This window comes from Sphingobium sp. SCG-1 (genome assembly GCF_002953135.1).
Classification (GTDB): Bacteria; Pseudomonadota; Alphaproteobacteria; order Sphingomonadales; family Sphingomonadaceae; genus Sphingobium.
In genome coordinates this window covers 2,494,820-2,520,829 of record NZ_CP026372.1, presented here as the reverse complement: position 1 = coordinate 2,520,829, position 26,010 = coordinate 2,494,820, and the positions used below count along the sequence as shown (strand labels likewise).

Below are 26,010 nucleotides of genomic sequence, written 5' to 3'. Positions count from 1 at the left end.
TGGGGATGGACAGTGCAGCGCCGGGAACGGCGGATTATGTGATGGACGTTAGGCGCGATCGGCTGGTCATCGCGGCATCGTCGCTCGGCACCGTGTTCGAATGGTACGACTTCTTCATCTACGGCACGCTGGCGGCGATCATAGGCCGCACATTTTTCCCCACGGACAATGCGTCTGTCGAGCTTCTTTATTCGCTGGCCGGTTTTGCGGTAGGGTTCGGTTTCAGGCCATTGGGCGCAGTCCTGTTCGGCTATTTCGGCGACAGGCTGGGCCGCAAATACACCTTCCTCGCGACGATTACGCTGATGGGCCTGGCGACGGCGGGCGTGGGTTTGGTGCCATCCGCGGCCTCGATCGGAGCCGCCGCGCCAGTGACGCTTATAATCCTCCGAATATTTCAGGGCCTTGCGTTAGGCGGCGAATATGGTGGCGCGGCCATCTACGTCGCCGAACATGCGCCGGTGGAACGGCGGGGGTTCTACACCAGCTTCATACAGGCGAGCGTGGTAGGCGGATTCATTTTATCCATCACCGTAGTGCTGGGGACGCAGTGGATCGTCGGGCCACAGGCGTGGGACGCGTGGGGATGGCGTGTTCCGTTCCTTTTCTCGCTGTTGTTGCTGGCAATATCCTTGTGGATCCGGCTGAAGTTGAAGGAAAGCCCCGTCTTCAAGGCAATGAAGCAGGCCGGGGAATGCGCGCGCAACCCGCTGAAGGAGACATTCACCTATCCCGGTAACAAGAAGCGGCTGATCGTCGCGCTTTTCGGTATCGCGGCTGGCCTGACCGTCATCTGGTACACCGCGATGTTCCAGGTGTTATACTTCTTGCAGAACGCGTTGCGCGTGGAACCGGTCACAGCGCAGATACTGGTCGGCATTGGTGCCGCCAGTGGCTTGTTCTGGTTCCTGTATTTCGGACATCTGTCTGACAAGATCGGGCGCAAGAAGCCCATCGTCATTGGTTACGCCGCGACCCTTTTGCTCCTTTTCCCGGTGTTTCATCTTATCGGAAGCGCTGCCAATCCGGGGCTGGCCGAAGCAGCGCGTCGCGCGCCCGTAGTGGTCAGGGGACCGGACTGCCGGTTCGACCCCTTCGCCAAATCGCAGGCGACGGAATGCTCACGGCTTCTGGATTATTTTTCCAAGAAAGGTGTGCACTACACCAAGACGGAGTCCGATATCACGCAGGTGTCAGTGGCGGGCACGGTGCAGGCCGATACACGGCCGGAGGCACTGGACAGGACACTGGCGCAATCGGGGTACGATCTGGCAAAGGTGAAACCTTCGTTGGCCCAGTCGTTGTTGATCCTGTTGGGTATCCTGATTTTGGGCGCTCTGTCGGGAGCGACTTACGGTCCGGTGGCTGCGCTCCTTTCAGAACTGTTTCCGGCGCGCATCCGGTATAGTTCCATGTCGATTCCCTATCATATCGGAACAGGATATTTCGGTGGGTTCCTGCCACTAGTGAGCCAGTATATCGTGGCGCGGACAGGCGATCCTTATTCCGGGCTGTGGTATACGATGGTCGTGGTCGCGATGTCGCTGGCCGTGACTTTATGGGGTTTGCCCGAAACGCGGGGCGCAAGGCTCGACGCGAAGGGGTGAGCGGGCTATCGGCGGATGATGTCCACCGTGTCTGCTCCCTCCGCACCGCTTCGACTTCAGCTTAGCCGGGCCGCGTTGCAGCATAACTGGCGCTGGTTAGCGCAGATGAGCGGCAGTGCGATATGCGGCGCCGCGATCAAGGCGAATGGCTACGGGCTGGGCGCGCCTGCCGTCATGACGCATCTTGCGGAAGCGGGGTGCCGGGATTTCTTCGTGGCGACCTGGGCAGAGGCGGAGGCGTTGGCTCCCTTGGTCGATGGCCTCGCCTTGTCCGTGCTGCATGGCGTGCGGGAGGATGACCTGAAGGTGGCGCTTCAGGGGCAGGCGCGCCCGGTGCTTTCCACTGAGCAGCAAATTGCCCGGTGGCGCGGTGCAGGTGGGGGACCCTGCGACGTAATGGTGGATACCGGCATGAACAGGCTGGGGCTGGATTGGCGATCCGATATTGCCGAGGCGGTACGCGGTCTGAAGATCGTCACGCTAATGAGCCATCTTGCCTGTGCTGACGACAGCCATGCGCTTTCCGTTGTACAGCAGCAGCGGTTTGACGAGATAGCGCAACGCATTCCAGCGCAACGGTATAGCTTGGCCAACAGCGCGGGCATCATGCTTGGTGCCGATTACCACTTCGGCCTGACTCGTCCTGGCCTGGCGCTTTACGGCGGCGTGCCGAGGCAGGAAGCGGCGGGGATGCTGAGGCAGGTGGTGACACCCCAGGCCGAGATTTTGCAGGTCCGTCGCGTCCTGAGCGGTGACACTGTTGGATATAACGCCACCTTCACTGCGCCAAAGGATTTGACCGTAGCAATTCTCAACATCGGCTATGCGGATGGGTATCTGCGTGGCTTTTCCGGCACCGGCACGGTTCTCGCCAACCGTCAGGCGCTTCCGGTGGTAGGCCGTGTGTCCATGGACTTGCTGATTGTGGATATAACATCCGCGCCGGGGCTGAACGAAGGCGACTGGCTCGACATCGCTTATGACCTGCCCATAGCCGCCTCCGTGGCCGGGCTGTCGCAATATGAACTGCTTACGGGTCTTGGGCAGCGGTTCGAACGGCGCTGGATCTAAGAACGGGCAGGGCGCAATACGCACCCTGCCCGGCGCTATTCGTTCGTTAACGTTCGATGCACATGGCGATACCCATGCCGCCGCCGATGCATAGCGTTGCAAGGCCCTTCTTCCCGTCGCGACGTTCCAACTCGTAAAGAAGAGTCGTGAGCACGCGTGCGCCCGAAGCGCCAAGAGGATGACCGATGGCGATCGCGCCGCCGTTGACATTCACTTTCTCTGCGTCCCAGCCGAGTTCCTTACCCACTGAAAGGGCTTGCGCGGCGAAAGCCTCATTGGCTTCGATGAGGTCTAAGTCGGCAAGCTTCCAGCCAGCTTTCTCCAACGCCCGGCGGCTGGCAGGGGCGGGGCCGATGCCCATGATCGACGGGTCCACCCCACAGGTAGCCCAGGAGGCGATGCGGCCAAGCACAGTCGATCCACGCCGTTCCGCTTCTTCGGCCGACATAAGCACCAGAGCCGCTGCGCCATCATTGAGGCCGCTCGCATTGCCAGCCGTCACCGAACCATCCTTCTTGAATGCCGGACGCAGCGTCTGCATCGCTTCAAAGGTGGCGCCAGCGCGGATATATTCGTCCTGATCGACGACGGTGTCGCCCTTGCGGCCCTTGATCGTCACCGGCGCGATCTCATCCGCAAAACGCCCCGCGCTGCGTGCTGCCTCAGCCTTGTTCTGGCTCGCGGCGGCGAAGCGATCCTGATCTTCCCGCGTGATCTGATACTTCTCCGCGAGATTTTCGGCCGTCATCCCCATGTGGTAACTGTTGAACGCGTCGGTCAGCCCGTCCTGCACCATCGTATCGACCAGACTGACCGCACCCATCTTCGTACCGCCGCGCAGCATTTGCGCATGTGGAGCCATGGACATGCTTTCCTGCCCGCCTGCTATCATGATGCGGGCGTCGCCGGTCTGGATCGCCTGCGCAGCGAGCGCGACGGCGCGCAGGCCCGAGCCGCAGATCTGGTTGATGCCAATTGCGGTGCGTTCCACCGGGATGCCAGCCGCCACGGCGGCTTGCCTGGCGGGATTCTGCCCTTGTGCCGCCGTCAGTACCTGCCCGAGGATCACCTCGTCCACTTCATTGGCGTCGATGCCCGCCTGCGCGATCGCCGCTTCAATGGCGATACGACCGAGTTCATGAGCAGGGGTGCTGGCGAATGCTCCGAGGAAGCTGCCAACGGCAGTGCGCTTCGCAGCGGTGATGACGATGTCGGTCATGGGTTTCCACCTGTCTATAAAGAGATGGCCGCCATTAGCACTCGGCGCCATGCTTGAACAGCCATTGGGACAGCGGTTCCCAGAGTTGCTGGCGGGCGCGGCTACCGACGATCATGCCGACATGGCCCATATCCAGCGTCCAGCTTTCGGCAAGAGCGGGAGCGGAGGTGGCCGGTACGATGCGGTCAGTCGAGGAGCGGATGGAGAGAGACGGCACGGTGAGTTGTTCCGGCCTCACTGCATCCTCGCCCACCTTCCACTGGGCGAGGCCAGTAACATTGGCTTGATACAGCTCTTCGAACAGTTCTTCCGAAGCGGCGTAGGTCAAGGGCGGCCCTGCATTGGCCCAGTCCTCAAGCGCCATGAAAGCTGTCATGGCATCGCTGCCTTCCTGCATCTCGCCGAAGTCAGCATATTTCGCAATCGTCCGTGCAGGGTCCAGCGCCCAGAACCCCGATTGCAGCACTTCCATCGGTACATAGCCCGCTTTCTGGCAGAAAGGTTTTGCGTCACGCCACAGGTGCGCGATCTCCTGCCGCACCTTGTCGGAAAAGCCGTCAAAGTCCCAAGGGGTGGCAATAGTGACAAGCGCCGAGACCGGAAAGCACGCCGCCGCTCCCGCGGCCAGCGTTCCACCCAGGCAATAGCCTACAAGAACGGGCGGCACCTTCTCTTCAAGAGTTTGGAGAAGAGGAACGAGGCGCGTGATGATGTGACCGCTCAGGTTCATGCTGCGGTCGGCGGCGTCGGGATGTCCCCAGTCCACTAGGAACACATCGTGCCCCTGCGTGGCTAGCCAGCGCATCAGCGATATCCGTTCGGACAGGTCGAGGACGTCGGGCGGATTGATGAGAGAGGGAATCACCACGATGGGTGGGCCGCCTGACTCACCTGACCCATAATACAACAGGCGCGCCACACCTGATACAGCATGAACCTTCGCGGCTTTCGGCCTGGTAGGACGAGTGGCGTCCTGATACCGCGTCAATCCTGCAAGTGCACGCGCGCGCAGCAACGGATCGTGTTGCGTTTGCGCCACCAAAATCTCCAGAAACAGAGGCAAAGGACGAGGGCCATGTTGCGGTGCGGCAACATTTGGTGCTATTGCAGCATCAGGTATAGGCGGAGGGCTGTTCATGGCGAAATCAAAAGCTGCTGGTGAGTCGGGAACGGTCATAATCAAGAAGTACGCCAATCGTCGTCTCTACAACACGGAAACATCCAGCTACATCACCCTGGATCTGCTTTCGCAAATGACGCGCGAGGGGCGCGAGTTCGTTGTGCTGGATGCAAAAAGCAACGAAGACATCACGCATAATGTGCTCACGCAGATCATCATGGATGAGGAACAGCGCGGCAAGAACATGCTGCCGGTCAATTTCCTGCGGCAGTTGATCTCGATGTACGGAGACTCGATGCAGTCGATGGTCCCGCAGTATCTTGAGCAGTCGATGGAAGCGTTTCGCAAGAACCAGCAGCAGTTCCAGGAGGCGATGCAGGGTGCGTTTGCCGGTGGGCCGCTCGCGGAAATCGCCAAGCGCAACATGGAAATGTTCGAAGCGGCGACGACGGCATTCAAGGCGAAGGGCATACCGGGCTTCGAAGCACCCGCATCTGCGCCTGCGTCAGAAGCTTCCGCTGAGAAGGATGACGAAATTGCGCAGTTGAAGGCGCAACTGGCTTCGCTGAACGCCAAGATCGAGAAGCTGGCTCCGTAACTTACGCAACATGCCGAATACATCAAAAGGGCCGCGATGTGCGGCCCTTTTGATGTGGCGCTACGCTGGCCGCTCGACTTTTCCCGCGGGCCTGCTCTATTGCGCCCCAACCTCTTTCCAAATCAGGCGCTCTCAAGTGAAACACGCTCTTTCCGTTACTCGCGATCAGGACTTTGCCGCCTGGTATCAGGCCGTCATCAGCGAGGCCGATCTGGCCGAGGAGTCAGGCGTCCGTGGCTGCATGGTCATCCGGCCGTGGGGCTATGGCATATGGGAACGGATACAGGCGCTGCTGGACGCGGAGATCAAGCGGACCGGGCATGAGAATTGCTATTTCCCGCTGTTCATTCCGCTCTCCTATTTCGAGAAGGAAGCCGAACATGTCGACGGCTTCGCCAAGGAAATGGCGGTCGTCACGCATCACCGGCTGATCCAGAAGGACGGGCGATTGGTGCCCGATCCTGATGCGAAGCTCGAAGAGCCGCTGGTCGTTCGGCCGACGTCGGAAACCGTCATCGGCGCAGCCTTTTCGCGCTGGGTGCAAAGCTGGCGCGACTTGCCGGTGCTCATCAACCAGTGGGCTAATGTCGTCCGCTGGGAAATGCGGACGCGGATGTTCCTGCGGACCAGTGAGTTTCTTTGGCAAGAAGGCCATACTGCCCATGCCACCGAAGCGGAAGCGCGCGAGGAAACGCTGAAGATGCTGGAGGTGTATCGCAGCTTTGCGGAGGACTGCCTGGCGCTGCCGGTGATTGCAGGTGAAAAACCGGAGAATGAGCGCTTTCCCGGTGCCGTCGCGACCTACTCGATCGAAGCGATGATGCAGGACGGAAAGGCATTGCAGGCCGGCACCTCGCATTTCCTGGGCACCACATTCTCTTCCGCGCAGAATATCCGTTTCCAGAACAGCGAAGGCGTGCAGGAACTGGCGCAGACGACGAGCTGGGGCGTGTCGACGCGGATGATCGGCGGGGTCATCATGGTGCATGGTGACGACGATGGTCTGCGCGTGCCACCGCGCATCGCACCGCATCAGATCGTCATTGTGCCTATGCTGCGCGACGCGCCGGAGGATGACGCTATCGTCGCCTATTGCACTGAACTGCTCGGCGCATTGCAGAAATTGGACGCATTCCGGGAACCAGTCCGCGTGTTGCTGGATCGCCGTCCCGCGAAGGCGGCGAACAAGCGCTGGAGCTGGGTGAAGAAGGGCGCACCGATCATCGTCGAAGTGGGCGGACGCGATGTGGCGGGCGGCAATGTGTCCGTGCTGCGCCGCGATCGGCTCTACAAGGATGACGGCAAGCTCGACAGCGCGATTGTTGCGAAGGACGATTTCGTCGCAGCGGCTGCGGATATGCTTGCCGACGTCCAAACCACGTTGCACATGCAGGCGACCGAACGTCTGCGCAGCAACATCGATCGCAGCATCAACGACATCGAAGGGCTGAAGGCGCACTTTGCCAAGAGCAACAAGCCGGGCTGGGCCGAAGTCCAGTGGAGCAAGCCCACGGGCGTGGGGCTGGAGAAGGTCGTGCAGTGGCTGAAGGGCGAGAAGCTGACGCTGCGCAACGTGCCTCTGGATGCCGCGGCGGCTGACGGCGTTTGCATCTTCACGGGCGATGCGGCGGTCGAGCGCGTGCTGGTGGGTCGCTCTTATTAACTGGGTTGTCGGGACTTGGGCTGGCCAGTCTACGCGCCAGCCCCTATGTCTCGCTTTATGAGTTCGCCCCTTAAGCCGCCCCGCACCAAAGCATCCCGCGTCAAGCCTGCCGGATTCCCGACGCGGACGCAGATCATGCAGTTCATCGAGGAATCCGACGCGCCTGCGGGCAAGCGGGAGATCGCGCGCGCCTTTGGCCTGAAGGGGCAGGAGAAGATCGCGCTCAAGTCGCTGTTGAAGGACATGGCGGACGAAGGGCTGATCGACATCGGTCCCGCGCGCGCCTTTCACAAAATGGGTGGCGTGCCCAAGGTCACGGTGCTGCGGATCGTGGATGTGGACGGTAGCACTTTGCTGGCGGTGCCCGAGCGGTGGGAAGCCGAAGGCGTACCGCCGCCGCGCTTACGCATCATGGAGCGAGGCAAGCGGAGCGCGCTGACGGTGGGCGACCGCATATTGGCGCGGACCGAAGAAGCGGGTGCCGGCTGGGTCGCGCATCCGATGAAGAAGCTCGCCAAGGGCGAGGAACTGCTGCTGGGCGTCGTCGAGCAGCAGGGAGAGGGCGGCGCGCTGCTGCTACGCCCAGTGGATAAGCGTAATCGTAATGTGACGCGCATCGTCGATCTAGGCAATGCGAAGCCTGGCGACCTCGTGCTTGCCGAAGCCGGTGGGCGTGCGCCCAAGATGACGGCTCGAATCACCGATGTTCTGGGTGATCCGTTTGCCGCGAAAAGCTTCAGCCTGATCGCAATTCACAAGTTCGGGATACCGTTCACTTTCCCTGACAGTGTTGAGGACGAAGCGCTGGCGGTTGCCGACCTGCCGCTGCACGAAGCGAAGCGCGAGGATCTGCGGCATCTGCCTATCGTCGCCATCGATCCCGTGGACGCTCGTGACTTCGACGATGCCGTGTGGGCCGCCCCGGACGAGGACGAAGCCAATGCGGGCGGCTTCCGGGCGATCGTCGCGATCGCGGACGTGTCTTATTATGTGCGGCCCGGCGGAAAGCTTGATCGTGAGGCGCGCAAGCGCGGCAACAGCGTGTATTTCCCCGACCGCGTTGTGCCCATGCTGCCGCATCAACTCTCGTCCGATATGTGTTCGCTCCGCGCTGAGCATGATCGCGCTGCGATGGCTTGCCATCTCGTCATCGACAAGCATGGCAAGGTAACGTCGTGGCGCTTCACGCGTGCGGTGATCCGGGTAGCGGCGAACATCCCCTATGAGCAGGCGCAGGCGGCAGTCGATGGCGAAGCGGAGAACCCATTCCTTGAAACCGCACTGAAGCCGTTATGGGCGTGCTGGGCCTTGCTGGCGAAAGCACGGGACAAGCGCGAGCCGCTGGACCTGGACTTGCCGGAGCGGCGCGTGGTGCTGGACGAGGCGGGCAAGATCGTCAGCGTTGCGATCCGTGAGAGGCTGGACGCGCACCGGCTGATCGAGGACTTCATGATTGCCGCGAACGTCGCGGCGGCGAAGGCGCTGGAGGCCAAGAAAGCTCCGGTCATGTACCGCGTCCATGAGCCGCCGAGCCGTGAAAAGCTGATCGCGCTGAAGGATTACCTCAAGACGTTCGATGTGGAATTTGCTCTGGGGCAGGTTATCCGGCCGTCAACGTTCAATCGGCTGATCGCGAAGATCGGTGAGAGCGACGTGCGCCCGCAGATCATGGAACAGATCCTGCGAACACAAACCCAGGCGTATTACGGTCCGGAAAATGCGGGGCACTTCGGGCTTTCGCTTGGCAGCTATGCGCATTTCACCTCGCCGATCCGTCGCTATGCCGACCTGTTGGTGCATCGTGCGCTTGTGGGCGCCTATGGCCTCGAACTGCCTGCGCCCAAGGACAAGAGCCTGCCGGACAAGACTTCGCTCTCGGGCGAAGACATGAGCAACATGGGTCGGGTCGGCGAACTTATCAGCCAGCATGAGCGTCGCGCCATGGAGGCGGAGCGCGAGACAGTGGATCGCTACGTTGCGGCGTTTCTTGCGTTACGAGTCGGAGAAGTGCTGGAGGCACGGATCACGGGCGTGCAGAGCTTCGGCTTCTTCGCGACCGTGGAAGGGCTGGGCGGCGATGGACTTGTGCCGGTATCGACGCTGGGCGCGGAACGCTTCATGCTTGATGAAGCCAGCCGCACTCTCGTCGGCATGTCCAGCGGCGAGCGCTATACGCAGGGGCAGCGTCTACCGCTGCGGTTGGTGGAAGCCGACCCGATCAATGGATCGTTGCGCTTTGAACTTCCCGAGGGCGCCAGTCACTTGCCGTTCCGTGGTCCCAACAGAGGTCCGGGTCGGCCTTCAGGCGGATTGCAGCGTCGCGGCAGGCCCGCCAACATCCGGCATAGCAATAATCCGCGCGGGAAGAACCGGAAGTAAGCTCAACTCAGCCGGTCGATGGCGTCGCGGTCGAGCGAGCCGGGGATGACCATGATCGGACAGGGCAGATTGCCTGCCTCTGTGGCGGCGAAATGCGCGACGAGCGGCCCCGGCGCGCCCGTTGCCGCAGCGCCCAGCACAAGGGCCGCGATGCCGTCGTTCTCGTCCAATGTTTTGCGGACCAGCGTCACCGGATCGCCCTGCTTCACGGTAATCGTGGGGCGGATGCCGGACTCCTGCATCAGCGTACCGGCCGCACCCATGACCAGCGCTTCCGCTCTCAGGCGTGCTTCCTCCTCGATCGTCGCCTGAACGCCGCCCCATTGCACAAACTCGGTAGGGGGCACGAGCGCAAGTATCTGTACGGCCCCGCCAGTCTTGGCGGCACGACGCGCGGCGAAGCGAAGTGCGACTTCGGCTTCGGGTGTTTCGTCAACCACCACCAGATATGTGCGCATGTGAGGCCGTTCCTGTAATGAGGTGTGAATCTGATCTATAAGCTGCCTTGGCGCAAGGCTTTGCCGGATCAGGTGTACGGCCCTCTTGACCGTCGCGGCCAAAGCGTCAAGTAACGGGCTTCCTCCCCATGGAATCAAATAGCGAGAAGGGCTGCTCCCTCATGGCAATCAATATCCAGATGCCGGCATTGTCTCCCACGATGGAAGAAGGCTCGCTGGCAAAATGGCTGGTGAAAGAAGGCGACACAGTCAAATCCGGCGATTTGCTGGCGGAGATAGAGACCGACAAGGCGACGATGGAGTTCGAGGCCGTCGATGAGGGCGTCATTGCCAGCATTGAAGTGCCCGAAGGAACGGATGGCGTAAAGGTCGGCACCGTCATTGCGACGCTGAAAGTGGAAGGGGAAGAGGACGCCGCGCCTGCCCCCAAGGCAGAAGCGCCAAAAGCTGAGGCTCCGAAAGCCGATTCTACGCCCAAGGCCGAAGCCGCACCCACGCCCGCGCAAGCGCCAAAGGCTGATCCGGTTCCCGCCAAAGCCGCGTCCATGGGTGATCGCGTGAAGGCCAGTCCCCTTGCCCGCCGCCTCGCGGAAGCAAGCGGGGTTGATCTGACGACTGTGCAAGGCAGTGGCCCGAACGGCCGCATTGTGAAGGCCGATCTTGACGGCGCAAAGCCTGCCAGAGCGGCGGAAGCACCTACGGTCGCGGCTGCACCCGCCGCTGCCACGCCGGCCCCCGCAGCCGCACACGCGCCAGTCGCGGCGCAGGACTTCGGCATTCCGCACGAAGCGGTCAAGCTCAGCAACATGCGCAAGACGATCGCGCGACGCCTGACCGAATCCAAGCAGACGATTCCGCACATCTACCTTACGGTGGACATTCGTCTCGATAAGCTGCTGAAGCTGCGTGGCGAATTGAACGCGGGCCTGGGCGGCAGAGGCGTGAAGCTGTCGGTGAATGACCTGCTCATCAAGGCGCTCGCCGCAAGCCTGTTGCAGGTTCCCGCATGTAATGTGCAGTTCGCCGGGGATACGTTGCTCAAGTTCCAGCGTGCCGACATTTCGGTGGCCGTGTCGATCCCGTCAGGCCTCATTACCCCGATCATCACCGATGCCGGATCGAAGGGCGTCGCGACGATCTCCGCCGAGATGAAGGATCTGGCGTCCCGCGCAAAGGACGGGAAGCTGAAGCCCGAGGAGTATCAGGGCGGAACGGCGTCCATTTCCAACATGGGAATGTTCGGCATCAAGCAATTCGAAGCTGTCATCAATCCGCCGCAGGCTATGATAATGGCGATCGGCGCTGGCGAGAAGCGGCCCTATATCGTCGATGATGCGCTCGGGATCGCGACAGTGATGAACGCGACCGGAAGCTTCGATCACCGGGCTATCGACGGCGCGGACGGCGCGAAGCTGATGGCTGCGTTCAAGGATCTGATCGAGAATCCGCTGGCGATGCTCGCTTGACGATCAAGCCGGTTGCAAACGGTTCCTGACGATTGCGCTAGGCGACACTTGCGGCCTGTTGTTTCAACTCCGGATGACACCCCGAGGATTTAGGTAATGGCTGACCAATTTGATCTTATCGTTCTGGGTTCCGGCCCCGGCGGCTATGTGGCTGCGATCCGCGCGAGCCAGTTGGGCTTGAAGACCGCGATCGTGGAGCGCGAAAGCCTGGGCGGCATCTGCCTCAATTGGGGATGCATCCCGACCAAGGCATTGCTGCGCACGTCGGAAATCTACCATTATATGCAACATGCCGACAAATATGGCCTGTCGGTGCAGAAGCCTGCATTCGATCTGGAAAAGGTCGTGGCGCGTTCGCGCGGCGTCGCCAAGCAGCTTAATCAGGGCGTCACCGGCCTGATGAAGAAGAACAAGATCACGGTCTACTTCGGCGACGGCAAGCTGACGGGCAAGAACACGCTGTCTGTGACCAAAGACGGCAAGGCGACGGATCTCAGCGCGATAAACATCATCATCGCGACCGGTGCACGCGCTCGCGACCTGCCGTTCGCGAAGGCCGATGGGAAGCGCATCTGGACATATCGTCACGCCATGGTGCCCACAGAGATGCCGACAAAATTGCTGGTCATCGGATCGGGCGCTATTGGGATCGAGTTCGCCAGCTTCTACAACGACATGGGTGCCAAGGTGACGGTCGTGGAAATGCTCGACCGCATCCTGCCTGTGGAAGACGCCGATATCAGCGACTTCATGATGAAGGCGCTGGGCAAGCTCGGCATGGACCTTCGCGTGTCGACCGGCGTGCAGAAGATCACCGATACCGGCAAGGGCATCAGCGCAGAGATCAAGGACAAGGATGGCAAGGTCACGACCGAGGAGTTCAGCCATGTCATTGTCGCGGTCGGCATCGTGCCGAACAATGAAGGCATTGGCCTTGAAGAGTTGAAGATTGCGAAGGATCAGCGCGGCCATATCGAGGCGGACGAGTTCTGCCGCACCAATGTGCCGGGCATCTATGCAATAGGCGACGTTACGGGCGCACCGTGGCTGGCACATAAGGCGAGTCACGAGGCGATCATTGCTGTCGAACATGCCGCGGGAGGGCATCCGCACGCGATGGACAAGGCGAACATCCCCGGTTGCACCTATTGCCATCCGCAGGTCGCTTCGGTGGGCCTGACGGAAGCCAAGGCGAAGGAAGCCGGGTACAAGGTCAAGGTCGGCAAGTTCCCCTTCATCGGCAACGGCAAAGCTATCGCGCTTGGCGAGACCGACGGGTTCGTGAAGACAGTGTTCGATGAGGCGACCGGGGAGTTGCTTGGCGCGCATATGGTGGGCGCGGAAGTCACGGAAATGATCCAGGGCTATGTGATCGGCAAGACGCTGGAGACGACCGAAGCGGAATTGATGGAGACCGTCTTCCCGCATCCGACCATCTCCGAAACTATGCATGAGAGCGTGCTCGGCGCTTACGGACGCGCGTTGCACATCTGATTGGCGCGCCGAACGCCTATACCTATCAAGGAACTGGAATGCTGAAATTTGCTCTGGCGGCCATATTGTCGCTGGCTGCGTCGTCTATGTCTGCGCAGGCGGAGACGGTGGTCGTGACTGCGGATCACATGGTCGATGTCGTTGGTGGCAAGACGATCGATTACCCGGCCGTATTCGTGACAGATGGGCGCATCACCAGTATAGCCGATGCGCGGACGGTACGCTGGGGCAGCGACGTGAAGCATATCGACATGAGCGGCAAGACGCTGGTGCCGGGCCTGATCGACATGCACGTCCATCTGACATCGCTGGCGGAAGTCGGCGGCTATCGCAGCCTCACCTTTACCGACAGTTTCTGGAGCGCAGTGGGCGTCGCCAATGCGCAAAAGACATTGCGGGCTGGCTTCACGACCGTGCGCAATGTCGGCTCAGATGGTTTTCAGGACGTCGGCCTTCGGGAAGCGATCGATGGCGGCTATATCGCCGGGCCGCGTATCGTAACTGCGGGCTATGCCATAGGAGCGACCGGCGGGCATTGCGACCATGGCGGACTTCCACCCTCAATGGACCGGACTACTCCGGCCATCGTCAACAGCCCGGAGGAGGCGCAGACGAAGGTGCGCTGGCTTCATAAATACGGCGCGGAAGTCATCAAGATCTGCGCGACGGGCGGCGTGTTCTCGCTGGGCGATTCGGTGGGTGCGCAGCAGCTTTCTCTTGAGGAAATGAAGGCGATTGCGGACGAGGCTCACATGCTGGGCATCAAGGTTGCTGCTCATGCGCATGGCGATGCCGGTATCCGGACCGCTATTCTGGCGGGTATCGACACGATCGAACATTGCAGCCTTGCCAGCGACGACACCATCAAGCTGGCCGCACAACGCAAGACGTGGTTCGACATGGATATCTACAATGACGACTACATCCTTGCGACAGGTACGGCGAATGGCACGGAGCAGGAGAGCCTGGACAAGGAAAAGATGATCGGGCGGTTACAGCGCGAGACGTTCGCCAAGGCGGTAAAGGCGGGCGTTCCGATGATATTCGGCACGGACGCGGGCGTGTACCCCCACGGCGACAATGCCAAGCAGTTCGCGAAAATGGTCGAGTGGGGGATGACTCCGCTACAGGCGATTCAGGCGGCGACGGTCAGCGCGGCGAAGGCATTGGATCGCGAGAAGGACGTGGGCGCGATTGCGGTAGGTCGCCTTGCGGATATGGTTGCTGTGTCAGGTGACCCGCTTTCCGACGTAAGGCTGCTCGAAAAGCCGGCGGCGGTCATCAAGGGCGGCGTGCTGGTCGAATGATATGCAACCGCTGCCTATTTTTGGCAGGGAAAGGAATCGTTGAGGGCCACGCTGATCGTCAATGATGCAGGGGCGGAGCGTTGATCGGCATAGGTGCGGAGATATTTGACGACGATATCACGCACCTGGGTCGCCGCCAATTGCTTGGGCCAGCAATTGTCCGGCGCGCGTCCGAGAAAAATGTCTTTCTTGATCCCGTCGACGACGCCCACGATGTAAGCGGTGCAGGCCAGCGCATATTCCGGCGCTTTGTTCTGGCACTTGTCGAGAAGCGTTGTGCCTGTTTCGAACATGAATGTCTGCGCGTGGGCGGGATACGCACTTAGCGATGCGGTCGCGACAAGGATAGGCAGGGAAAAGATGATCTTTCGCATAGCGCCCCTATGGATCATCAATGGACAAACGCCTACCGTTATAAATCACTAATACAGTGTTATTCAAGTATCGGAATTTAGAGGGCGATTATCGCACGGCGGCAACAGCGGCAGCGCTTGCGGACGTGGGTGTCGGCTGCTGGCCGTCAGCAAGTTTCTTCGATGTCCAATCCTTCCCGTCGAAATCATATTGCACATGATTACCGCGCTGGAATGCAGCCCCGTTCCACACGACCACCTGTAGTTCGATCTCATTATTGTGGCGGACATGAAGCCAGTTGAAGCTTTGCGGTTCTTCGTTGCGCAGGCGCGTGGACGTGGCGGTCCCGGCCTGGATGATGAGTGATGCACCGGCCTTTTCCACCATCTTTCGGGCAGACTCTGCGTAGGTGCGGTGGAAATGACCGGCGAGAGCGACGTGCACCTTGGCTTCACAAACAGCCTTTACCGCGTCGTCATGCCTGCCCACTGCTTCGCTAAGCTCGCCGCCATCGCCGATCGGCATGGCGAACAGTGGGTGATGTGTCACCAATATCCGCGTTTTGCGCTGGTCCACGGACGCGAAGCGATCGTGGATCAGCCGTAGCTGTTCGCGATTGATGCGCCCGTCCTTGATCGTAAGCGACCGCGCCGTGTTGATCCCGAGGACGGCGACTTCATCATTCTCAAACCACGGACACAAATCATTGCTGATGTAGCGTTTATATCGGTCCAAGGGTGCGGCGAAGCGGCGAACTACATCGTAAAGCGGAACGTCATGGTTGCCGGGGATGGCAAGAACCTTAAACCCAGAGGCGCGCAGCCTGTTGATGTAAGCCGATGCCTCACGAAACTGGTTCACGCGGGCGCGCTGCGTAAAATCGCCGCTGATGATGATGAGATCGGGCTGTTGCTGGATGAGCCATGCCTCGGTTGCTGCGACGATCTTGGGGTCGTTCGCGCCGAAGTGGATGTCGGAGAGATGCGCTATTCTGGCCATGTCTATGCAACTTCTGAAGTCTGATCTAGTTGCGCGGATCGTCTGGCGACCGTGTGAGTTGTTGTGGCATGGAAACAAATGCTCTCCCTCGCGATGCCGTACTTGTCGTCAATGCGCATTCCAGAAAGGGGGAAGCATTATTCCACGAGGCCAAGGAAAAGCTGGAGGCGGCGGGCATCACCTTGATCGCCGCCCATCCTGTGCGCGACCCGTCGACTCTGAATGATGTTGTGAGGGCCGCAGTGGAACAAGGTGCCCCGATGGTGATCGTCGGCGGTGGCGATGGATCGATGTCGGGCACGGTAGACGAAGTGGTCGGAAAGGATTGCGTGTTCGCCGTACTGCCGCTTGGAACCGCGAACAGCTTTGCGCGGACTTTGGGATTGCCGCTGGACCTCGACGGCGCCGTGCGCGTCATCGCCACTGGCAAACGCCGCAGGGTGGACCTTGGCATGATTAATCAAGATTATTTCGTGAATGCTGCATCGATCGGCCTTTCTCCGATGATCGGCCAGACGGTGCCGCACAAATTGAAGCGGTATCTAGGACGGGTCGGTTACTTGCTGTGGGCCGTCAAATGCTCGATCAACTTCAGGCCGTTTCGACTCATTATAAGTGACGGCGGGAACGAGCGGCGCATGTGGTCCACCGAAGTCCGCGTTCTTAACGGGGCTTATCACGGCGGCGTGGAATTGTCCGAGAGCGCCGACATTCAAAGTGGAACGATCGTCATACAGGCAGTGGTCGGTCGCAGCAGAATGCGACTGGCGTGGGACTGGTACACCAAATTCTTCAAGATGCGGGACCGTAACGCCCATACCGAGGAGTTCATCGGAAAGTCGTTCCATCTGGATACGCGCCCGAAGCTTCGCATTTCCATCGATGGAGAGGTGCTGGCAACCACGCCTGTCACCGTAAAAATAGCGGCGCATGCGATCGATGTCGCGGCACCTGCTACATAATAAGCGCGGCCCCTAATGAATATCATAGCGTTACGGCGTTCAAGAACGTCTTGCAGTTGGCGGCACCAATGATAGAGTAACAGCCAAATAGCAAAAGCTGGAGAGAGTATCGTGGGCAGTATTTCGACCGTTGATTTGCAGACTAAAATGGATGTGCATGAACTGCTGAGCCGGTTCTGCCATTTTCTCGATCATAACGGCGGGCTGGAGTGGGCGAGATTGTTCACGCCAACTGCGGTCATCGAAAAGGGTCCGCTAGGCTGTTTTGCCGGCCATAGCGAAATCTGCCAAATCCCAGCCATGGTCGCCGAGAAGGGAAATGGTCTCCTGCGTCACCACCTAACCAACGTGATGTTCGAACGGACAGGCAATGTGAAGGAGCTTATCGTTGAGGCCTATTTCGTGGGCACGGATTGGGGGCAGGGCGGAGCCATGGTTCACAGCGCGGATTTCAAGGCGGTTTTGCATAATCGCTGCCATTGGCAGATTTCGCGTCTGGAACTGACGCCGATAGCTCAAACCTGTGTTTCGGCTAGTCACCAGGCGCCGTCTCTCGGCTCACTTGCGTCGGTGACAGTCAACTGAGGGCTATGATTGGGGCAGGTTTGCTTTTGGAAAACCTGCCCAGGCGTTATCATAACCCTTCTGGAGAGTATCGCTTTCCAACGCCCATTGGGTTGGCCGTATGATGTGCCTGCTCTCCAGCATGAATGCCATCGTCCCGTCGATTCGATGCGGCTTCAGGTCATCGCCAACCGCCTTGCGGTAAGTGTCCACGTCTGGTCCATGCCCGTTCATACAGTTGTGAAGGCTTGCACCGCCAGGCGAGAAGCCGTCGCTCTTTGCGTCATACACGCCCTCGATCAGTCCCATGAACTCGCTCATGATGTTGCGGTGGAACCAGGGTGGGCGGAATGTTCCTTCGGCCACCATCCAGCGCGGCGGGAAGATCACGAAGTCGCAATTGGCGGTTCCCGGCGTGTTGCTGGGCGACGTCAGCACAGTGAAGATCGACGGATCGGGATGATCGAAGCTCACGGTGTTGATGGTGTTGAACCGCCTCAAGTCATAGCGAATGGGCGCAAGATTGCCATGCCACGCGACGACATCGAGAGGCGAATGATCCAGCGTCGTTTGCCACAGGCGACTGCCGAACTTCTGGATAAGCTCGTAATGCCCTTCCTGGTCCTCGAAACGCGCGTCAGGAATTTCGAAATCGCGCGGATTGGCAAGGCCGTTGGAGCCGATCGGACCCAACTCCGGCAGGCGGAACAAAGCCCCATAATTTTCACAAATATAGCCAGCGGCTGATCCATCTGCCAATTCCACTCGGAACCGCACGCCGCGCGGAACCAGACCAATCTGTAGCGGTGTGAGCGTAAACCCGCCGAGTTCCGTTATGATTTCCACCGCGCCTGACTGCGGAATGATGAGCAGTTCGCCATCGGCGGAAAAGAACGCGCGGTTCCGCATGGAGGCACTGGCGGCATAAAGGTGGATTGCCATGCCCGTCCCGTTAGCGGGGTCGCCATTGCCTGCAATCGTTACAAGCCCGTCGACAAAGTCCACACCGGCAACGGGAGGCGGCAACGGATTCCACCGCAACCTGTTCGGGCTGCACGGCACTTCGTCGAAGGGACCGGACCGAAGTAAGGTGGCATTATCGTAGGGAGTATAGGGCGGGTGGCTGGCCGAGGGGCGCAATCTGTATAGCCAGCTTCGGCGGTTTTCGTGGCGCGGCGCTGTAAAAGCCGTTCCGGACAGTTGCTCGGCATATAATCCGAACGGCGTTTTTTGCGGTGAGTTTTGCCCGACAGGGAGGGCGCCTGGAATTGCTTCCGTTGCGACATAGCTTCCGAACCCGATTGTCATGCTCCGCAATCATCCTCATCGATGTGTTGCAGTCATGATGCACCTCCATCAATATAGTGTCAAATGATACTATATTGATGGAGGTCTGCGGCACGCCGAAAGCGGAACGACTCTACCCGTTGACGGATTATTGATGCCTGTACTGCTGGAAAGATCATCATGGCCCGCTCCGCTTCGTCCAAAGTCGAGCCTTCGCTGGAAGGCCTAACGCGATATCGCGCCAAGCGCGATTTCAAGAAGACTGCCGAACCGTCCGGCGCAACCAAGCCGACGACGGGGAACGGCTTTGTCGTTCAGAAGCACGACGCCACCCGGCTTCATTATGATTTCCGGCTCGAGCTGGGCGGGGTTCTCAAAAGCTGGGCCGTGACGCGTGGTCCCAGTCTCGACCCTGACGACAAGCGACTTGCGGTGAGGACGGAGGATCATCCGCTCGATTATGCAGGCTTCGAGGGGACCATTCCAAAGGGCGAATATGGCGGCGGCACCGTAATGCTGTGGGACAACGGCACCTGGGAGCCTGTGCCCGGCAAAGACCCCGTGAAGACGTTAGCGGAGGGGCATCTACACTTCTTCCTTCACGGTCAGCGGATGAAAGGCGAATGGCTGCTGATCCGCCTGAAACCGCGCGGTAAAGAGAAGGGCGAGAACTGGCTGTTGCGCAAGATTGCGGACGAACATGCGGGTGGTTCGGACGATCTGGTGGGCGCGCATCTCACCAGCGTGACGAGTGGACGGACTATGGCCGAAATCGCCGCCGCAAATGCCGTTAAAGCGCGCAAGCCACCCGCCCCGTCTGTTGCCTCTGCGTCAACCAAGGCCAAAAAGCCGACCCGCAAATCGCGTGCAAAGGCAAAAGGCGGCACACTGCCGCCGTTCCAGCCGGTTCAACTCGCTACGCTTGTCGATCATGTCCCGGCGGGAGAACGGTGGATCCACGAGATGAAGTACGATGGATACCGCACTCTCATCGCCATCGGAGGGGGTGAAGGCCGCGCCTACACGCGCTCGGGACTGGACTGGTCGGACAGATTTTCGTCGATCATCCAAGATGCCGTCGATCTTGATGCGGGGTCAGCGTTGATCGACGGAGAAGCTGTCGTTCTGGACGCGGAGGGCAAGACGAGCTTTCAGGCTCTCCAAGCGGCTCTCAAAGGGGATCGGGAGGCGATCATCTACTACGCGTTCGATTTGCTCGCGCTCGATGGCGAGGATTTGACTGCCTTTCCGCTCACCGAGCGTAAGGCGATGCTGGCGACGCTGATCGGACCGGGTTCAGATCATATCCGCTACTCCGATCATATCGTGGGCCAGGGGGAGAAGCTGTTCGATACCTTCTGCGGCGCTGGCCTTGAGGGTGTCATCTCGAAAAGGGCGGACGCGAAGTATAGCGGCTCACGCAATGGAAATTGGGTGAAGACGAAATGCATTCGCCGACAGGAATTCGTCATCGTCGGCTGGACGCCATCGGACAAGCAGCGGGGCTTCCGCTCGCTGCTGCTCGGCGTTCATGAAGACGGAAAGTTACGATATGCGGGGAAGGCGGGCACTGGGTATACAGCCGATGAGATCGAGCGGCTAATGGCGTTGATGGCGCCAATAGAAGTCAAGGAGCCTACCGTAGCAGCGCCGCGGGCCGCCGTGAGAGGGGCACATTGGATCAAGCCGAAGCTGGTCGCCGAAATAGCCTTTACCGAGACAACGGACGACGGCGTACTGCGCCACCCAAGCTATATCGGTCTGCGGGAGGACAAGAAGCCCGAAGCCGTGGTCCTCGAAAAGGAAGCGGCAGTCGAAACTATTGCAGATGCGCCCGCGCAGACCAGCGGCGTCAAGATCACCAACCGCGATCGCGTGATCTTTCCGGAAGGCAAGCTTACTAAAGGACAGCTTGCAGATTACTATGAAACCGTCGCCCCCATCATGTTGCCATGGGCGGGCAGTCGGCCGATCAGTCTGGTTCGGTGCCCACAAGGGCGGGCGAAGAAATGCTTTTTCCAGAAACATGACGCAGGCAGCTTTGGCGAGAACGTCAAGCATGTCGGCATTAGGGAAAAGGACGGTCATGAAGAGCCGTATCTGTTCGTGGAGAATGCGGCGGGATTGCTGACCTGCGTTCAGATGGGCACTATCGAATTCCATGGCTGGGGCGCCCGGATCGAGGATGTCGAGAAGGCGGACCGGCTCGTCTTCGATCTTGATCCCGACGAGGGGCTGGACTTCAAGGATGTCGTGTCCGCAGCCTTCCATGTCCGCGACCTGCTTGCTGAGATCGGTCTGGTCACATTCCCGATGGTGACGGGCGGAAAAGGCGTGCACATCATCGCGCCGCTGACGCCGCAAGCGGAGTGGCCGGAAGTGAAGGATTTCGCGCATCGGTTCGCGACGGCGCTCGAACAGACCGATCCGAAACGGTTCACCGCCGCGTTGGCAAAGGCGAAGCGGACCGGCCGGATATTCGTGGACTATCTTCGCAATCAACGCGGCGCGACGGCGGTGATGCCCTATAGCGCTAGATCGCGGGAACAAGCGCCGGTCGCGGTTCCGCTCACCTGGGAAGAGCTGCGGAGCATCGACAAGCCGTCCCATTGGCATATCACGGACGGCGCGGAGTTGGTGAAGCGCGCCAGTTCAAAAGACCTGAAGGGGTGGGGACGCGCAGATCAAGTGCTCCCCGATCTATAGGCAAGGTTTTACGATTCGGTCAGGCCCGCTTTCGCGCGGGCTGCTTTGAAGGCGCCTTCTTCGCGGGCGCTGCTTTGTTGGCAGGCGCGGCCTTTGCGCTCTTGGCAGGTGCCTTGGCGGCGGGACTTCCAACCGATTTCTTGAGCGCGGCCATCAGATCCACGACATTACTGCCGCGCGGGTCGGAGCTTTTTTCGTCATCATCGATGCTGACGGTCTTGCCCTTCTTCTTACGCTCGATCAGTTCCTTCAACGCATCCACATAGCGGTCATGGAATTCGCTCGCGTCGAACTTCCCCGTCTTCTTGTCGATGAGCGTGGTGGCGAGATCGAGCAATTCATCGTCCGGGCTGGCGTCGCCGATCTCGCGGAAATAGCTTGCCGCTTTGTTCACTTCGTCGGCATAGCGGAGCGTCTCCATCACCATGCCGCGTCCGCAAGCCTTGATGCTGACGACATATTCGCGCCCGCGCATGGCAAGCTGCCCCAGCCCGATCTTGCGGCTGCGGCGCAGCGCCTCGCGCAGGACGATGAACGCCTCTTCGGCCAGATCGTCCGCAGGCACGACGTAATAGGGCTTCTCGAAATAAATCGGGTCGATGTCGTGGCTGTCCACGAACTGCGTCAACTCCAGCGTCTTCTTGCTTTCCAGCTTGACGCCTTCGATCTCCTGTTCGTCGAGCAGGACATATTCGCCCTTGGCATATTCGAACCCCTTGACGATCTCGTCCACATCCACCGGACCAATGCCAGGGACGACTTTCTCGTACTTGATGCGCTTTCCCGAAGGTTTGTGAATCTGATTGAAGGCGACGGTCGCGCCGCTCTTCGTCGCCGAATATACCTCCACGGGAATGGAAACGAGAGCGAGCCGAATCTGGCCTCTCCAATAGGGACGTGCCGCCACTAGCTGCTCCTGTTACATCAACATGCACAATCCTCAGCAAGACAAGTCGTTCCGGCATCGGTTTGCGATCCGGTGCGATCTTCCACGTGACGACTTGAATTAAATGGAAAATCGTGGCTCTCAGCATGATAGACTGCGGACGCCCGCGAACGAGGATATCTGGACTGACATGCAAGGGGTGAACGCTCAGCAGGAGAACGACGCTGCGATAGTCGACAAGGACAGTCTGGCAGCGCGAATTGCGGCATTCGATTGGGCTGCAACCTCCCTAGGACCCATGGAAGAATGGCCGCAGAGCCTCACGACCGTGGTCAATCTTATGCTGCCGTCTCCGGTCGCGATGGTCCTGCTGTGGGGCGAGGAAGGCATCATGATCTACAATGATGCCTATGCAATCTTTGCAGGGGGGCGAGACAGCCGACTGCTCGGCTCGCCAGTGCGCGAAGGTTGGGGAGAGGTCGCCGATTTCAACGATAATGTGATGAAGGTCGGCCTCGCAGGAGGCACGCTGAGTTACAAGGATCACCAGCTCACGCTCTACCGCGATGGTTCTCCCGAGCGGGTATGGATGAACCTGGATTACTCGCCGGTGATCGGGGAAAATGGCCGACCCGCCGGCGTGATCGCAATCGTGACCGAAACCACCGATGCGCATCATGCGAAAACAAGTCTTGAGCAAAGCGAAGGCAAGTTCCGGTTTCTTGACGATTTGGCGCAAGCTGTTGCTGGCATATCTGACGCTGACGAGATCCTGGCGATTACCACCCGGATGACCGCTGACCACCTGGACATATCCAACTGCGCCTATGCTGACATGGACGCGGACGAGAACGGCTTTACGATCAGGGGAGATTGGGCGGCTCCCGGATCACCCTCCATCGTCGGGCGATATGTACTTTCGGATTTCGGTACGCTGGCTGTGCAGGAGCTTGGGGCAGGGCGGCCGCTGATCGTAAACAACAATCTTGAGGAACTGCTTCCCGAAGAAGCAAAGACCTTTCGGGACATCGGCATTGCAGCGACTATCTGCATGCCGCTGATTAAAGACGGTCGGCTTACCGCGTTGATGGCCATCCATGACAAAGCGCCGCGCATCTGGTCTCGTTACGAATTGGGCATCATCCGGGATGTCACCGAACGTTCCTGGGCGCACGTACAGCGGGTCGGGGCCGAGCAGCAACTACGCGACCGCGAGGCGCACAATCGGCAAATCCTGGACAGCGCCATCGACTATGCGATCATCGCCACTGACCTTCATGGCCGGGTGGAGCGGTGGAACGCGGGCGCCACGGCGATCCTGGGCTGGACCGAGCAGGATATGCTGGGCGAACAGATCGACCGATTCTTTACGCCGGAAGATCGTGCCGGGAAGTTGCCACAGGAGGAGCGCGATGAAGCACTGGCTCATGGACGGTCACGCAGCAGGCGGTGGCATGTTCGAAAATCCGGCGAGCGATTTTGGGCCAGCGGCGAAAAGACGCCGCTTCTCGATAGCTCCGGCACACCAATCGGCCTCGTCAAGGTGCTTCGCGATCAAACCGAAGAGCATATCGCTCAAGAGGCGCTTCGAACAAGCGAGGCCCAGCTAACCCGCGCGCAAGCGGCGGGCGGCGTCGGGCTGTTTTCGATCGACATCGTAACGGGAGCGGTCATGGCCACTCCGGAGTTTTCTCGCATATTCGGACTATCCGAAACTGGCTCCATTCCTGCGACGTTGATCGAGTCGCTCGTCATACCAGGAGATGAGGAGATCATTTCCGACGATGAAAGTCGTCGCAACGGTACGGCGGAACTGGACGTAGAATATCGGATAAGACGGGCCGATACGGGCGAAGAACGGATCATTGCGCGTAAAGGCGAGTATGAACGTGATGAAGCGGGCGCTCCGGTTCGGCTTGTCGGTGCCGTGCAGGACGTGACCGATAAGCGTCTTACCCAGTCGGCGCTCCAGCGAAGCGAAGCAAGATTTACTGCATTGGCGCAGTCCATGCCGATCCAGGTTTGGACTGCGCGCGTCGATGGATATCTCGATTGGTTCAACGCACGTGTGTATGCCTACAGCGGCTTGAACCCGGGTGATCTGGATGGGGAGCGATGGACGCGGATTGTTCATCCCGAAGACCTGCCCTTTGCGTTTGAACAATGGTTATCGGCATTGGCCACGGGCACCACGTATGAAGTCGAAATGCGGCTTCTTGAGGCTGGGGGCGAATATCGTTGGCACCTTGCCCGTGCGCTGCCGCTTCTCAACGCTGACGGAGAAATAGCCTCGTGGGTGGGCACCAATACCGACATCCATGCGCAGAAATTGGCTGAAGCTGCGAATGCGCGGGATCGCGATCGGCTCTGGACGATGAGCCGGGATCTGATGTTGGTCTGCGACTTCAAGGGCGTGATAACGGCGGTGAACCCTTCGGCAGAACGGCTGCTCGGTTGGTCTGAGGAAGATATGATCGGGGTCAACCTGGCCGACTTTACGCACCCTGACGACCTTGCCAGCGTGGTGGGCGAGGTTGCGAAACTTCGGACCAGCGTTCCCACTCTCGCGTTCGAGAGCCGGTATAGAGAGAAGGTCGGTGGTTACCGCCTGATGGCCTGGACCGCAGTTCCGGATGCCGGACGCATTCATGCTGTCGGGCGTGACATTACCGAGCAGCGCGCGGTCGAGGAAGCCCTCAGGCAGAGCCAGAAAATGGAGGCCGTTGGCCAGTTGACCGGCGGCATCGCGCATGATTTCAACAATCTGCTTCAGGGCATTACGGGCAGTCTCGATCTCCTCAAAATACGGATCGATCAGGGCAGGACTGACGGCATGGAGCGCTTCCTGACAGGTGCGATGTCATCGGCTAATCGCGCCGCTGCGCTGACGCATCGCCTCCTGGCCTTTTCGCGACGGCAACCACTCGATCCGCGACCGGTACGTGCAAATCCGCTTCTTTCCTCCATGGAAGATATGCTGCGCCGGACCTTGGGCGAGCGGATCGAGATGGAGTTCGTACTTGATTCGGCGCTGTGGCTCACACGCTGCGATCCCAACCAATTGGAGAGCGCCATCCTGAATCTCGCAATCAATGCGCGGGATGCCATGCCGGATGGTGGCAAGCTGGTCATCGAGACGTGCAACGCGGATCTGGACAGCCCGCAGGCGTCAGAGCAACGCGAGGTGGAGCCGGGTGAATATATCTGCATTTGCGTGACGGATACGGGCACGGGGATGACGAAAGACACGATCGCCAAGGCGTTCGAACCGTTCTTCACGACCAAGCCTATTGGGCAGGGCACTGGCCTGGGCCTCTCCATGATCTACGGCTTCACGCGCCAGTCGGAAGGCTATGTGCGTATTCACAGTGAAATGGGAGAGGGGAGCACGATCAAGCTCTTCCTGCCCCGGTATCGGGGGGAAAGGGTCGAGGAAGAAACGCCGGCTTCTTCCGGTAGCGCGCCGTCGTCCGAAGTGGGGGAAACGGTTCTGGTGATCGAGGACGAGCCGGTCGTGCGCGGCCTTATCGTCGAAGTGCTAGGCGATCTTGGCTATCACGCAATCGAAGCGACTGATGGACCAAGCGGGCTTGCGGTATTGCAGTCGAAGCAACGCATCGACCTGCTGATAACGGACATTGGTCTTCCCGGCTTGAACGGGCGCCAGGTGACGGACGCCGCCAGGCTGTCACGACCGGACCTGAAGGTATTATTCATGACCGGCTACGCCGAGAACGCATCGTTGGCGTCGGGCTTTCTGGAAGAGGGCATGGCGATGATTACCAAGCCCTTTGCGATAGATGTGCTGGCTACCAAGATTCGCGAGATTATTGAGGACTATTAATTAGCTGCAAGGGCGCGGGGAACTTC

The 26,010-nt window shown here is 59.8% G+C and carries 19 protein-coding genes; 12 read left to right on the top strand and 7 right to left on the bottom strand.

Annotated elements, in window-relative coordinates:
- Positions 1 to 5 precede the first annotated feature (5 nt).
- Positions 6 to 1,607 carry an MFS transporter gene (locus tag C1T17_RS11495; protein WP_104953563.1) on the top strand — a complete coding sequence of 534 codons (1,602 nt, stop codon included), beginning with the start codon at positions 6 to 8 and terminating at the stop codon, positions 1,605 to 1,607.
- A gap of 15 nt (positions 1,608 to 1,622) precedes the next feature.
- On the top strand, positions 1,623 to 2,678 hold the full coding sequence (alr, locus tag C1T17_RS11490) for an alanine racemase (RefSeq protein WP_223262560.1): 1,056 nt from the start codon (positions 1,623 to 1,625) through the stop codon (positions 2,676 to 2,678).
- 46 nt (positions 2,679 to 2,724) lie between these two features.
- Here the strand turns inward: alr and C1T17_RS11485 are convergent, their stop codons facing one another.
- Together C1T17_RS11485 and C1T17_RS11480 are read right to left on the bottom strand one after the other, a co-directional pair.
- A complete protein-coding gene (locus C1T17_RS11485) occupies positions 2,725 to 3,897 on the bottom strand; it encodes an acetyl-CoA C-acetyltransferase (protein ID WP_104953562.1) in 1,173 nt (390 codons plus the stop codon).
- Between the two features lie 34 nt (positions 3,898 to 3,931).
- Positions 3,932 to 5,035 carry an alpha/beta fold hydrolase gene (locus tag C1T17_RS11480; RefSeq protein WP_145958994.1) on the bottom strand — a complete coding sequence of 368 codons (1,104 nt, stop codon included), beginning with the start codon at positions 5,033 to 5,035 and terminating at the stop codon, positions 3,932 to 3,934.
- On the opposite strand from C1T17_RS11480, the gene phaR reads away from it, so the two are divergent.
- From phaR to rnr, 3 genes are all read left to right on the top strand, one after another.
- Positions 5,034 to 5,615, top strand: a complete 582-nt coding sequence (phaR, locus tag C1T17_RS11475) for a polyhydroxyalkanoate synthesis repressor PhaR (protein WP_104953561.1) — start codon at positions 5,034 to 5,036, stop codon at positions 5,613 to 5,615. The genes C1T17_RS11480 and phaR overlap by 2 nt on opposite strands.
- 136 nt (positions 5,616 to 5,751) lie before the next feature.
- Positions 5,752 to 7,278, top strand: coding sequence for a proline--tRNA ligase (proS, locus tag C1T17_RS11470; protein ID WP_104953560.1), 1,527 nt, complete (start codon positions 5,752 to 5,754; stop codon positions 7,276 to 7,278).
- A 57-nt stretch (positions 7,279 to 7,335) separates the two neighbouring features.
- The gene (gene rnr / locus C1T17_RS11465) at positions 7,336 to 9,657 is read left to right on the top strand and encodes a ribonuclease R (RefSeq protein ID WP_104953559.1); all 2,322 of its coding nucleotides are present in this window, start codon (positions 7,336 to 7,338) and stop codon (positions 9,655 to 9,657) included.
- 2 nt (positions 9,658 to 9,659) lie between these two features.
- Here the strand turns inward: rnr and C1T17_RS11460 are convergent, their stop codons facing one another.
- Positions 9,660 to 10,115, bottom strand: coding sequence for a universal stress protein (locus C1T17_RS11460; protein WP_104953558.1), 456 nt, complete (start codon positions 10,113 to 10,115; stop codon positions 9,660 to 9,662).
- 161 nt (positions 10,116 to 10,276) lie between these two features.
- On the opposite strand from C1T17_RS11460, the gene C1T17_RS11455 reads away from it, so the two are divergent.
- The 3 genes from C1T17_RS11455 to C1T17_RS11445 all read left to right on the top strand — a co-directional run bounded on the left by C1T17_RS11455 (position 10,277) and on the right by C1T17_RS11445 (position 14,382).
- Complete coding sequence (locus C1T17_RS11455; protein ID WP_104955171.1) at positions 10,277 to 11,581, top strand: pyruvate dehydrogenase complex dihydrolipoamide acetyltransferase; 1,305 nt, start codon at positions 10,277 to 10,279, stop codon at positions 11,579 to 11,581.
- Between the two features lie 96 nt (positions 11,582 to 11,677).
- A complete protein-coding gene (lpdA, locus tag C1T17_RS11450; protein ID WP_104953557.1) occupies positions 11,678 to 13,075 on the top strand; it encodes a dihydrolipoyl dehydrogenase in 1,398 nt (465 codons plus the stop codon).
- Between the two features lie 38 nt (positions 13,076 to 13,113).
- On the top strand, positions 13,114 to 14,382 hold the full coding sequence (locus C1T17_RS11445; protein WP_104953556.1) for a metal-dependent hydrolase family protein: 1,269 nt from the start codon (positions 13,114 to 13,116) through the stop codon (positions 14,380 to 14,382).
- Positions 14,383 to 14,396: 14 nt separating this feature from the next.
- On the opposite strand, the gene C1T17_RS11440 is transcribed toward C1T17_RS11445, so the two are convergent.
- Positions 14,397 to 14,756: a Rap1a/Tai family immunity protein gene (locus tag C1T17_RS11440; RefSeq protein WP_223262559.1), complete on the bottom strand. Its 360-nt coding sequence runs from the start codon at positions 14,754 to 14,756 to the stop codon at positions 14,397 to 14,399.
- 88 nt (positions 14,757 to 14,844) lie between these two features.
- Positions 14,845 to 15,735 (bottom strand): metallophosphoesterase family protein, encoded by an 891-nt coding sequence (locus tag C1T17_RS11435; RefSeq protein ID WP_104953555.1) that lies wholly within the window; start codon positions 15,733 to 15,735, stop codon positions 14,845 to 14,847.
- A gap of 68 nt (positions 15,736 to 15,803) precedes the next feature.
- Here C1T17_RS11435 and C1T17_RS11430 point away from each other — a divergent pair, with 68 nt between their 5' ends.
- Together C1T17_RS11430 and C1T17_RS11425 are read left to right on the top strand one after the other, a co-directional pair.
- Positions 15,804 to 16,697 carry a diacylglycerol/lipid kinase family protein gene (locus C1T17_RS11430; protein WP_104953554.1) on the top strand — a complete coding sequence of 298 codons (894 nt, stop codon included), beginning with the start codon at positions 15,804 to 15,806 and terminating at the stop codon, positions 16,695 to 16,697.
- Between the two features lie 111 nt (positions 16,698 to 16,808).
- A complete protein-coding gene (locus C1T17_RS11425) occupies positions 16,809 to 17,282 on the top strand; it encodes a nuclear transport factor 2 family protein (protein WP_104953553.1) in 474 nt (157 codons plus the stop codon).
- A 3-nt stretch (positions 17,283 to 17,285) separates the two neighbouring features.
- Here C1T17_RS11425 and hmgA read toward each other — a convergent pair whose 3' ends face one another.
- Positions 17,286 to 18,569 (bottom strand): homogentisate 1,2-dioxygenase, encoded by a 1,284-nt coding sequence (gene hmgA, locus C1T17_RS11420; RefSeq protein ID WP_104953552.1) that lies wholly within the window; start codon positions 18,567 to 18,569, stop codon positions 17,286 to 17,288.
- A 159-nt stretch (positions 18,570 to 18,728) separates the two neighbouring features.
- Here hmgA and ligD point away from each other — a divergent pair, with 159 nt between their 5' ends.
- Positions 18,729 to 21,254, top strand: coding sequence for a DNA ligase D (ligD, locus tag C1T17_RS11415; protein WP_104953551.1), 2,526 nt, complete (start codon positions 18,729 to 18,731; stop codon positions 21,252 to 21,254).
- Between the two features lie 19 nt (positions 21,255 to 21,273).
- Here the strand turns inward: ligD and C1T17_RS11410 are convergent, their stop codons facing one another.
- Positions 21,274 to 22,161: a Ku protein gene (locus C1T17_RS11410; RefSeq protein ID WP_104953550.1), complete on the bottom strand. Its 888-nt coding sequence runs from the start codon at positions 22,159 to 22,161 to the stop codon at positions 21,274 to 21,276.
- Between the two features lie 169 nt (positions 22,162 to 22,330).
- Between C1T17_RS11410 and C1T17_RS11405 the strand changes: the two genes are divergently transcribed.
- The gene (locus C1T17_RS11405; protein WP_104955169.1) at positions 22,331 to 25,984 is read left to right on the top strand and encodes a PAS domain S-box protein; all 3,654 of its coding nucleotides are present in this window, start codon (positions 22,331 to 22,333) and stop codon (positions 25,982 to 25,984) included.
- Positions 25,985 to 26,010 lie beyond the last annotated feature (26 nt).

Excerpts from the sequence above, each read along its gene's own strand:
- lpdA (WP_104953557.1), top strand. The coding sequence starts at position 11,678 with ATGGCTGACCAATTTGATCTTATCGTTCTGGGTTCCGGCCCCGGCGGC.
- C1T17_RS11480 (WP_145958994.1), bottom strand. The coding sequence starts at position 5,035 with ATGAACAGCCCTCCGCCTATACCTGATGCTGCAATAGCACCAAATGTT.
- C1T17_RS11405 (WP_104955169.1), top strand. The coding sequence starts at position 22,331 with ATGCAAGGGGTGAACGCTCAGCAGGAGAACGACGCTGCGATAGTCGAC.
- C1T17_RS11495 (WP_104953563.1), top strand. The coding sequence starts at position 6 with ATGGACAGTGCAGCGCCGGGAACGGCGGATTATGTGATGGACGTTAGG.
- phaR (WP_104953561.1), top strand. The coding sequence starts at position 5,034 with ATGGCGAAATCAAAAGCTGCTGGTGAGTCGGGAACGGTCATAATCAAG.
- C1T17_RS11455 (WP_104955171.1), top strand. The coding sequence starts at position 10,277 with ATGGCAATCAATATCCAGATGCCGGCATTGTCTCCCACGATGGAAGAA.
- C1T17_RS11440 (WP_223262559.1), bottom strand. The coding sequence starts at position 14,756 with ATGCGAAAGATCATCTTTTCCCTGCCTATCCTTGTCGCGACCGCATCG.
- rnr (WP_104953559.1), top strand. The coding sequence starts at position 7,336 with ATGAGTTCGCCCCTTAAGCCGCCCCGCACCAAAGCATCCCGCGTCAAG.
- C1T17_RS11430 (WP_104953554.1), top strand. The coding sequence starts at position 15,804 with ATGGAAACAAATGCTCTCCCTCGCGATGCCGTACTTGTCGTCAATGCG.
- C1T17_RS11435 (WP_104953555.1), bottom strand. The coding sequence starts at position 15,735 with ATGGCCAGAATAGCGCATCTCTCCGACATCCACTTCGGCGCGAACGAC.
- C1T17_RS11460 (WP_104953558.1), bottom strand. The coding sequence starts at position 10,115 with ATGCGCACATATCTGGTGGTGGTTGACGAAACACCCGAAGCCGAAGTC.
- C1T17_RS11445 (WP_104953556.1), top strand. The coding sequence starts at position 13,114 with ATGCTGAAATTTGCTCTGGCGGCCATATTGTCGCTGGCTGCGTCGTCT.
- ligD (WP_104953551.1), top strand. The coding sequence starts at position 18,729 with ATGGCCCGCTCCGCTTCGTCCAAAGTCGAGCCTTCGCTGGAAGGCCTA.
- C1T17_RS11485 (WP_104953562.1), bottom strand. The coding sequence starts at position 3,897 with ATGACCGACATCGTCATCACCGCTGCGAAGCGCACTGCCGTTGGCAGC.
- alr (WP_223262560.1), top strand. The coding sequence starts at position 1,623 with ATGATGTCCACCGTGTCTGCTCCCTCCGCACCGCTTCGACTTCAGCTT.
- hmgA (WP_104953552.1), bottom strand. The coding sequence starts at position 18,569 with ATGACAATCGGGTTCGGAAGCTATGTCGCAACGGAAGCAATTCCAGGC.